Genomic DNA, 9917 nt, shown 5'->3' with positions numbered 1-9917 from the left:
TTCTACCTGCCCGTCTTCTCGCACCCCGACCCCACGGTCGACCGCGCCTCGGGCTTCCTGGTCCCGATCCCCAGCTATGACGAAGGCCGGGGCGTCAGCGTCGAGGTTCCCTATCTGCAGGTCATATCGCCGTCCGAAGACTGGCTGATCAGCCCGCAGTTCAACACCGACGTCGCACCGTTCGTGAACCTGCAATGGCGCCGCCGCTTCGCTGACGGCACGCTGGTCCTGCGCGGCGGCTACACCTACGAGCGCAATTTCGGCAATTTCGACCTCGACGGCGACGGGACCGTCGAGAACGACGTGCGCTTCGGCGACCTGACCAGCCGCAGCTACTTCCTGGGCTACGGCGCCTTCGACCCGGCGGGTCCTTGGCGGTGGGGCTTCACGGCCGAGCGCACCTCGGACAAGACCCTGTTCGACCGCTACGACGTCCGCTCGCCCTATCAGGACAACGGTCTCTACTACGGCGACGAACGCCGCCTGATCTCGCAGATCTACGCCGAGCATCAGACCGAGCGGTCCTACCTGTCCATCGCCGCCTTCTCGATCCAGAGCCTGCGGGTGAAGGAATTCAGCCTCATCACGCCGGCGCTGAACGTGTTCGAGAGCGACGGCGACCTGCCCTATGTGGCGCCGCTGATCGAAGCCCGGTGGGAGCCTGACGGTCCGGTGCTGGGCGGACGCCTGCGCCTGCGCGGTTCGGCCGTGTCCCTGTCGCGCGACGACTATATCGGCAGCCCGGTCCTGCGCCCCGGCGTCATCCCGGCCGGCCCGACCCTCGGCTATCCCGGCGTCGACAGCCGCCGGATCTCCGGCCAGGCCGAATGGCGCCGGGTCCTGATCTCGCCGATCGGCCTGCGCTGGGAGCCCTTCGTCGACGTGCGCGCCGATGTCTATTCGGTCAGCGACCTGCCGCCGGTGCTGGGCATCGAGGGCGACACCATCAGCCGGACCCGCGCCACCGTGGGGCTGGACGTCTCCTATCCGCTGATCCGCCGCCTGGGGCCGGGCGCCGACCTGATCATCGAGCCGATGGCCCAGCTGTCGATGTCGACCGATCCCGACCTCGACGTCCGCATTCCCAACGAGGACAGCGCGACCGTGGAGCTGGACGAAAGCTCGCTGTTCCGGATCGACCGCTTCCCCGGCTACGACCTGGTGGAGGGCGGCCTGCGCCTGACCACCGGCGCCAAGGCCACCGTGCGCTGGGGCGACAGCCGCCAGGCCAGCCTGTTCGTCGGCCGCAGCTTCCGGGACGGCGAACAGACGGAATTCCTGGTCCCGGTGCCGGACGCGCCGACCCGCCTCTATGACCCCACCGGTCTGTCGGCCGATACCTCGGACTGGGTCGTGCAGGGCAGCTTCTCGCCGTCGGACCGCATTCGCGGCTGGGGCCACGCCACCGTCGATTCCTCAGGCGACATCCGCCGCGCCGAACTGGCCGTCGACGGCCGCTGGGGCCTGCGCAACCAGGGGACGATGAGCTACGTCGTCGATCGCTCCAACCCGCTCGCGGGACCCGAGAACCGGAACTACGAATTCGTTCAGGTCGCGGGGCAGCAGTTCGTCTACGGCAACTGGGGGGTGGCCGCCGCAGGCGTCGCCGATCTGGAGCGCAACATCATCACCCGGTCCGAAGTCGGCCTGCTGTTTGACGACGATTGCTTCCGTTTCGAGATCGGGTGGCGCCGCGACAACACGAGCGTACGGCCGAGCGGACCGTCCGAAGGCATCTATATCCGCCTAAACCTCGCCACTTTCGGCGGTACAGGTTATGGACAGGGCGACGGGCGCTGACCGACGCGCGACTCGGGCTGCGCGAAGCGTACAATTCCCGCGGTCGAACCGGACGGCGCCGCTTGAGGAACCAGGACTGACATGCGTTTGCAGCGTTATTTGACGGGCGTGGCTTTGGCCGCCCTGCTGGCCGGTTCGGCCGTGGCCCAGACCGCTCCGGGACAGGCCCCCGCCGCCGCGGGCACGCTGAATCCAGCGGCCGAGCAGGCTCCGCCGGCCGCTCCGGCCGCCGCGCCGCAGTTCCAGCTCGCCGACGGCATTCTGGTCACGGTCAACGACAGCGTCATCACCGGCTTCGATCTGCGCCAGCGCATGCTGCTGCTGATCGCCATGACCCAGGTGCAGCCGACCGCCGAAAACCTTCCGGCGATCCAGCAGCAGGCCATGAGCGTCCTGATCGACGAACGCCTGCAGAATCAGGAACTGGCCAAGTACGAGGACCTGAAGGTCCCAGACGCGGACGTGGACTCCGAGATCGCGGACATGGCGCGGGAAGTCGGCACCACGCCCGAAAACTACCTCCAGTATCTGGCCCAAGGCGGCATCCGCACCTCGACCTTCCGTGACCAGCTCCGCACCCAGATCGGCTGGTCCCGGCTGGTCGGCGGTCGTTTCCAGAGCCGCGCCCGCGCCAGCCGCGCCGCCATCGACGCGGCCCTGCGTCAGGTCAACGAGGCCGCGGCCAAGAAGCAGTATCTGATCGGCGAGATCTACATCGAGGCCAGCCGCGTCGGCGGTCAGCAGGCCGCGCTCAACGGCGCCAACCAGCTGGTGGCCCAGATGGTCCAGGGCGCGCCCTTCCAGAACGTCGCCCAGCAGTTCTCGGCCGCCCCGTCGGCCACCCGCGGCGGCGACGCCGGCTGGGTCGTCGAGGGCACTGTCCAGCCCGCCCTGCAGCAGGCGCTCGACCAGCTGGACGCCGGACAGCTGTCGCGTCCCATCCCGGTCGAGGGCGGCGTCTACATCATCTACATGCGTGACAAGCGCGACGGCGCCTCGACCAGCCTGGTCGCCATGAAGCAGATCATGATCGAACTGCCCGAAACGGCGTCGGAGGCCGACGTGGCCGCCGCGACGCAACGGCTGGAGGCCATCCGCGGCCAGCTGACCTGCGACAACATCCAGGCCCGGGCGAGCTCGGAACAGGGTCTGCTGGGCTCCGATCTGGGCGAATCCGATGTCCAGAACCTGGCGCCGCAGTTCCAGCAGGTCGCCCGCTCGGCCGAGATTGGCACGATCAGCTCGCCGGTGCGCACCCCGCTGGGCGTTCACCTGCTGGCCGTCTGCGGCCGTCGCGTGGGCGGCAGCGAGGCGCCTGACGCCCGCACGGTCGAGAACCAGATCTTCCGCCAGAACATCGCCACCCTGGGCCGCCGCTATATGCGTGACCTGCGCAACGACGCCCTGATCGAGTACAAGCAGTGACCGCGGCGCCCGCGCCGCTGGCTCTCTCGATGGGAGAACCGGCGGGCGTGGGGCCCGAGATCATCGCGCGCGCCTGGGCCGCCCTGCGCGAGACGGGGCCGGTCTTCGCCGTCATCGGCGACGCCGCCCTGCTGCGGGCGCAGGGGCAGCCGGTCCAGTCCATTCCACACCTCAGCGAGGCCGCCGCCGTCTTCGCTCGCGCCGTCCCGGTGCTGGACCAGCCCCTGCCCGCTCCGGTCAGCCCCGGCCGGCCCGAGCCCGCCAACGCCGGTCCCGTCGCCGACTGGATCGAGCAGGCGGTCAACCTGGCCCTGTCCGGCGAAGCCTCGGGCGTGGTCACCGCCCCCATCGCCAAGGCGCCGCTGTACGCCGCCGGCTTCCGCTTCCCCGGCCACACCGAGTTCATCGCCGAGTTGACCGCCGACGCGCCCTACGCCGGCACGCGCGGCCCGGTCATGATGCTGACGGCGGCCGACCTTCGCGTCTGCCTGGTGACGATCCACGTGCCCCTGGCCGAGGCGCCCGAGCTGGTCACCGCCGAACGCATCCTGCGCACCGCGCGGGTGGTCCACGAGTCGATGAAGCGCGACTTCGGCATCGCCCGCCCGCGCCTGGCCGTCGCCGCCCTGAACCCGCACGCGGGCGAAGGCGGCGCCCTGGGGCTGCAGGAGATCGAGGTCATCGCCCCGGCGATCCAGATCCTGCGGGCCGAGGGGATGGACGTGGCCGGCCCCCTGCCCGCCGACACCATGTTCCATGACGAGGCCCGCGCCGCCTACGACGCAGCCATCTGCATGTATCACGACCAGGCCCTGATCCCGGTGAAGACGCTGGACTTCTGGGGCGGGGTGAATGCGACGCTGGGCCTGCCCGTGGTCCGCACCTCTCCCGATCACGGCACCGGTTTCGAGATCGCCGGCAAGGGCGTCGCCCGCGCCGACAGCCTGATCGCCGCCATCCGCCTCGCCGGAATGATGGCGGCGGCGCGCGCGGCGGGCTAAGCAGCGTCCGTGACCGCCGACCTTTCCATTCGCGAACACCTCGACGCGCACGGCCTCGCGGCGAAGAAGAGCTTCGGCCAGCATTTCCTGCTCGACCTCAATGTGACGCGCAAGATCGTGCGGCTGGCCGGACCGTTCGAGGGCCGCGCGGTGATCGAGGTCGGACCCGGCCCCGGCGGCCTGACCCGCGCCCTGCTGGAGAGCGACGCCGGCAAGGTGGTGCTGGTCGAGAAGGACCCGCGCTTCATCCCCCTGCTGACCGAACTGCAAGACGGCGACGGCCGCCTGACGATCGTCGAGGCCGATGCGCTGAAGGTGAAGGAGGCCGAGCTGGTCGAAGGCCCCGCCCACCTGGTCTCCAACCTGCCCTACAACGTCGGCACACCGCTGCTGATCAAATGGCTGACCGGGCCGTGGACGCCGCTGTCCCTGACCCTGATGTTCCAGAAGGAGGTCGCCGAGCGCGTGGTGGCGAAGCCCGGCGAGGACGCCTACGGCCGGCTGGCGGTGATCTCGCAGGCCGTGGCGGAAGCCAAGCTGGTCATGCACCTGCCCGCCGCCGCCTTCACCCCGCCGCCCAAGGTCGCCAGCGCCGTGGTGCATCTGGTCCCCAGGGCTGATCGCCCCGACGCCGCCCTGCTGAAGGCGCTGGAACGGGTCACCGCCGCCGCCTTCGGCCAGCGCCGCAAGATGCTGCGCTCCAGCCTGAAGCCGCTGGGCGGCGCCGACCTGTGCGAAGCCGCCGGCATCAGCCCCGAGGACCGCGCCGAGGTCATCGACCTGGACGGCTTCCTGCGCCTGGCCCGCGCCGCCTCCGGGCAGACGCAACTGACGCCGCCGACGGACGGCGGCGCCACGCTGGCGCGGCGCAAACGCGCCTAGGCGAAAGGGCCGCTCGTACCGGAACGGCCCCGCCCTGACGTCCGCTCCTATTCGCGCGTCACGGTCACACCGCGCGCGGCCAGCATCTCCTGCACGCTGTCGTCGCCGGCCAGGTGTCCCGCTCCCACGGCGATGAAGCTGACGCCCGAACCCTTGAGCAGGGTCTCGATCTGACCGGCCCAGTCGGCATTGCGGCGGGCCAGGAAGGTCTGGTGCGTCTCTTCCGAGATCGCACGACCGTTCTCCAGCGCGAACTCCGCCAGGGCGGTCTCGTCTCCCGCGATCCAACCGGCGACGAGGCGATCGAGATCGCCCGCGACGGCGTTCCAGGTCTTCAGATAGTGACGCAGATAGACCTTCTGATTGTCGTCGCTCATCAGCGCGAGGCCGCGCATCTGCTGGCCCACCGTCTCAAGGCCGTGGATCGGCTTGCCCGCCTCCACCGCTCGGGCGCGCAGGTTCAGTTCGACGCCGAGCGCCGGGTCGAAGCCCGCTACAGTCAGCGGACCGGTGGCGATCATCAGGGCGGCGAACCACGGACGGAACGGATCGATCTGCGCGGGCTCCATGCCGGTGGCGCGCACGGCGGCGTCGAGCGCCGTCTTCTCCTCGGGGGTCAGCCAGCTGGACAGCGGCTGGCCGGGCTGGACGCCGTACTGTCGGATCAACGGCCCCAGTTCGCTCTGGTCGTTCGGATCGGCGATCTCGAGCCAGAGGTCCGAGGCGCTGTCGAAGGCGGCGTCAACCTTGTCCGAGCCCCAGGCCGTGCCCGGCTTCAGCATGTGCACCGTGCCGTACAGATAGATGGTCGAATCCGCGTCGCGAATGACCCAGAGGGGCGGACCGTCGCCGGCGGCGCGGGCGATGGGCGGCGGAGCGGCGGCCTGCGCCTCGGTCGCATGGGCGTCGCCGGCGAACAGCACGGCGCAGGCGGCCAGGCTCAGGGCGATGCCGGCGGCGGTGGATTCAAGGCGCGAGGCGGCGCGCCCCAGAACGGCCTGGAGAGTCATGGTCGATATCCTTTTGAGGAAGGCTGCATCCGGGGCCGCGGAATGCGGCGCCGGCGAGAACCGGTCGGCGACCGGTCGGGATCAGAGGGCGAAGACGGTCTCGACCGAGGGGTCGGCGCGTCCGGTCATGACAAGCTCCTATGTCTTTGTGACAAGCAACCTTTACTTCTCAGGTTCCGGAGACGTCAAGCACCTTTTACATTCGGACAATGAAACTTTCCACCAGGCCGACGGAGGCCGCCCGCCAGCCAGCAAAAAGGGCCGCCCCTTCCGGAGCGGCCCTTCCATTGTTCAGCCTGTCGGCTGGATCAGGCGCGAACCCCCGAGAGGGCGTAAGTCGCGTTCATCCGGGCCGTATACGGCGTGAGACAATGAGACATTCGACACCTCCTTTCGATTGTTGAAACAGCAGACTCGATTTGGGGATCGCCCCCATACTTTCAAGACGTTCGCAAAAATCGTCCGCATGTAACCAAGTCCTCGTCGGCGCGTTACGGCCCAGCTAACTCATGAGGAGAGTGATGGTCGACCATAGCGCCGACGGGTCTACGCAAGCCGCATTCGGCCTTCAGGGCCTCGACGACATCCTGGCCGGAGGGCTGGAGCGCGATCGCGTCTACCTGCTCGAAGGCGCGCCGGGCACCGGCAAGACCACCGCAGCCATGAGCTTCCTGCTGGAAGGCGCGCGCCTCGGAGAGGGCGTACTCTACATCACCCTGTCCGAAACGGAGGATGAGCTCCGCGCGACCGCGCGTTCGCACGGCTGGTCGCTGGACGGCATGGACATTTTCGAACTCGTGCCGCCCGAGAGCCTTCTCGACGAGCAGCAGCAGCAGAGCCTGCTCTATTCGTCCGACCTGGAACTGGGCGAGACCACCCGGATGATCTTCGAAGCCGTGGAGGCCAGGAAGCCCCGGCGCGTAGTGATCGACAGTCTCTCGGAAATCCGGCTGCTGGCGCAAAGCTCGCTTCGCTACCGCCGCCAGGTCCTGGCGTTGAAGCACTACTTCGCCAAGAACAGCGCCACCGTTCTGCTGCTCGATGACCTGACCACCGAGATCAATGACAAGACAGTGCACAGCGTGGCGCACGGCGTGATCCAGCTGCAGGAACTGGCCCCCGAATACGGCGCCGAGCGCCGCCGGGTCCGGGTCATCAAATATCGCGGCCGACGCTTCCGGGGCGGCTACCACGACTTCACCATCAAGACCGGCGGGCTCGAGGTCTATCCGCGCATCATCGCGTCCGAGCATCGCACCACCTTCGACCGCACGCCGGTGTCCAGCGGCGTCACCGAACTCGATGCGCTTCTGGGCGGCGGGGTGGAACGGGGGTCCAGCGCCTTGATTCTCGGCCCCGCCGGCACCGGAAAATCCCTCTTCGCGATCAACTTCGCCATGGCCGCAGTCCATCGTGGCGAGCGCGCCGCCCTGTTCATCTTCGACGAGGAACTGGGCCTTCTGTTCGACCGGATGAAGCAGCTAGGCATCGAACTTGAAGTCATGCGCGATGAGGGCCGGCTGATCATCGAGCAGATCGACGCGGCCGAGCTCTCGCCGGGCGAATTCGCCGCCCGGGTCCGGCGTTGCGTGTCGGACCAGCAGATCCAGACCGTCGTGATCGACAGCCTGAACGGCTATCAGGCGGCCATGCCGCAGGAGCAGTTCCTGGTCCTGCACATCCACGAGCTGCTGCAGTATCTCAACCGCCAGGGCGCCTCGACCTTCCTGACCGTCGCCCAGCACGGGCTGGTGGGGGAAATGAAGGCGCCGGTCGACGTCACCTACCTCGCCGACACGGTAATCCTGCTTCGTTATTTCGAAGCCTTGGGCAATGTCCGCCGCGCGGTCTCGGTCATCAAGAAACGGTCCGGCCGCCACGAGAAGACCATTCGCGAGTACAATATCGGCGAAGACGGACTGACCCTGGGCGAACCCCTGACCGGGTTCCAGGGGGTGTTGCGGGGTGTGCCGAACTTCGTGGGTCAGGGCAGCGGCCTGCTGGGCGAATCCGCTGCATGAGTGGTGGCGGCGACCTTTCCCAAAGAGCCCTGGTGCTCGCGCCCAACGGGCGCGACGGGGCCATCGCCGCCGCGATCCTGGAAGAGGCCGGAGTGCCGGCCGTCGCCTGTCCCGATCTCGCGACGCTTCAGCAGCGCATGGAGGAAGGCGCGGGCCTGGCGGTCATCGCCGATGAGGCCCTGCGCAACAGCGACATCGCCCCGCTGTCCAACTGGGTCGACCGGCAACCTTCGTGGTCGGACTTTCCCTTCCTGCTGCTGACCCAGCGGGGCGGCAGCGTCGAGCGCAATCCGGCGGCCCGGCGATTGTCGGAGGCGCTCGGCAACGTCAGCTTTCTGGAGCGCCCCTTCCACCCCACCACCCTCGTCAGCGCCGTGCGTACCGCGCTGCGAGGGCGACTGAGACAGTATGAGGCGCGCGAGCTTATCGCCGCCATTCGGCAGGGCGAATCCTTGCTGGAGCGCCGGGTCGCTGAACGCACGGCCGAACTCGAGGCGGCGAACCGGCAACTGGCCTCGCAGATCACGGAGCGCGAAAAGGTCGAGACCGCCCTGCGTCAGGCGCAACGGCTGGAAGCCGTCGGCCAGCTGACCTCGGGCGTCGCCCACGACTTCAACAACCTGCTGACCGTCGTCATCGGCAATGTGGAGCAGATGCAAAAACGGGTCAGCGATCCAGCCCTGATCCGTCGCCTGGACATGATGGGCGAGGCGTCCCGGCGCGGCGCCCGACTGACCGCGCAGATGCTGGCCTTCTCGCGCCGCCAGAAGCTTGAGCCTCGCGCCGTCGATCTCAACGACACGGTCCGGAGCATGAGGGACCTGCTCCAGAGCACCATCGGCGGCAGCGTCCAGATCCTCGAGCCCGAGCTGGCCGACAGCCTGTGGCCGGCCATGATCGACCCGACCCAGCTTGAGCTGGTGATCCTGAACCTGGCCATCAACGCCCGCGACGCCATGAATGTCGGCGGCACCCTGCTGATCCGGACGGAGAATGTGGAGACCACCGCCTCGACATCTCCGGAAGCGCCCCCGGCGGGACAGTTCGTCATGGTCTCGGTGACCGACAACGGCTCCGGCATGACCGACGAGGTGCTGGCCCGGGCGTTCGAGCCCTTTTTCACGACCAAGGACGTCGGAAAGGGTTCGGGCCTGGGGCTCAGTCAGGTCTTCGGTCTCGCCAAACAGTCCGGCGGCGGCGTCGCCATCGAGACGGCGGTGGGCCAAGGCACGACCATCAAGATCTTCCTGCCACGCGCCGATTCCGCGCCCGTCCCCCACGTGTCCCGATACCTGGACCTGACCGCGGCCCACGCTGACCACGTCGTTATTCTGGTCGTCGATGACGACGAGGCCGTGCGCGAGGTGACCTCGGGCTATCTGGAAGACCTCGGCTACACCGCCATCGAAGCGGGCAGCGGCGGCGCGGCGCTGGAGATTTTCGAGCATCGCGAGGACATCGACGCCGTGGTTCTGGACTTCGCCATGCCCGGCCTCAACGGCGCGGACCTCGCCCGGGAGATGCAGAGCCGCCGCCCCGGCGTGCCGATCCTGTTCGCCACCGGCTACGCCGACGCCGACGCCCTCGCCTCGGCGCCGGAAGACAGACTGATCCTCAAGCCGTTCGAACAGGCGGAATTGGCCGAGAAACTGTCGAACATGCTGGTGACGCCCAGCCAGGCCGTCAGCGCCTGAGGCTCAAACCGCCTCGTTCAGCAGGGCGTCCTTGTAGGCCTCGACCCAGGTGTTGCGGCCGCGCTTGCTGCGTTCGGCGTGGTA

7 protein-coding genes are annotated in these 9917 nt (G+C 68.5%); 6 read left to right on the top strand and 1 reads right to left on the bottom strand.

Annotation, left to right across the window (positions count from 1 at the left end; all coding sequences use genetic code 11):
* From Q0C81_RS10630 to rsmA, 4 genes are all read left to right on the top strand, one after another.
* Positions 1–1800, top strand: a 1800-nt coding sequence (locus tag Q0C81_RS10630; protein ID WP_291837331.1) for an LPS assembly protein LptD, incomplete at its 5' end; no start/stop codon positions are given.
* An 81-nt stretch (positions 1801–1881) separates the two neighbouring features.
* The gene (locus tag Q0C81_RS10625; RefSeq protein WP_291837329.1) at positions 1882–3225 is read left to right on the top strand and encodes a peptidylprolyl isomerase; all 1344 of its coding nucleotides are present in this window, start codon (positions 1882–1884) and stop codon (positions 3223–3225) included.
* On the top strand, positions 3222–4226 hold the full coding sequence (gene pdxA / locus Q0C81_RS10620; RefSeq protein ID WP_291837327.1) for a 4-hydroxythreonine-4-phosphate dehydrogenase PdxA: 1005 nt from the start codon (positions 3222–3224) through the stop codon (positions 4224–4226). Before Q0C81_RS10625 ends, pdxA begins: the two co-directional genes overlap by 4 nt.
* Before the next feature lie 9 nt (positions 4227–4235).
* Positions 4236–5108, top strand: coding sequence for a 16S rRNA (adenine(1518)-N(6)/adenine(1519)-N(6))-dimethyltransferase RsmA (rsmA, locus tag Q0C81_RS10615; protein ID WP_291837325.1), 873 nt, complete (start codon positions 4236–4238; stop codon positions 5106–5108).
* 47 nt (positions 5109–5155) lie between these two features.
* Here the strand turns inward: rsmA and Q0C81_RS10610 are convergent, their stop codons facing one another.
* Positions 5156–6118 (bottom strand): TraB/GumN family protein, encoded by a 963-nt coding sequence (locus tag Q0C81_RS10610; protein WP_291837323.1) that lies wholly within the window; start codon positions 6116–6118, stop codon positions 5156–5158.
* Between the two features lie 521 nt (positions 6119–6639).
* On the opposite strand from Q0C81_RS10610, the gene Q0C81_RS10605 reads away from it, so the two are divergent.
* Positions 6640–8139, top strand: a complete 1500-nt coding sequence (locus Q0C81_RS10605) for an ATPase domain-containing protein (protein ID WP_291837321.1) — start codon at positions 6640–6642, stop codon at positions 8137–8139.
* Between the two features lie 32 nt (positions 8140–8171).
* Positions 8172–9833 carry a response regulator gene (locus tag Q0C81_RS10600; protein ID WP_291837319.1) on the top strand — a complete coding sequence of 554 codons (1662 nt, stop codon included), beginning with the start codon at positions 8172–8174 and terminating at the stop codon, positions 9831–9833.
* Positions 9834–9917 lie beyond the last annotated feature (84 nt).

It is taken from the genome of Brevundimonas sp. (genome assembly GCF_023259385.1).
Classification (GTDB): Bacteria; Pseudomonadota; Alphaproteobacteria; order Caulobacterales; family Caulobacteraceae; genus Brevundimonas.
Note: the sequence above shows the minus strand (reverse complement) of the source record. Positions and strands in the feature narration are given on the sequence as shown.

Excerpts from the sequence above, each read along its gene's own strand:
- Q0C81_RS10610 (WP_291837323.1), bottom strand. The coding sequence starts at position 6,118 with ATGACTCTCCAGGCCGTTCTGGGGCGCGCCGCCTCGCGCCTTGAATCC.
- Q0C81_RS10605 (WP_291837321.1), top strand. The coding sequence starts at position 6,640 with ATGGTCGACCATAGCGCCGACGGGTCTACGCAAGCCGCATTCGGCCTT.
- Q0C81_RS10625 (WP_291837329.1), top strand. The coding sequence starts at position 1,882 with ATGCGTTTGCAGCGTTATTTGACGGGCGTGGCTTTGGCCGCCCTGCTG.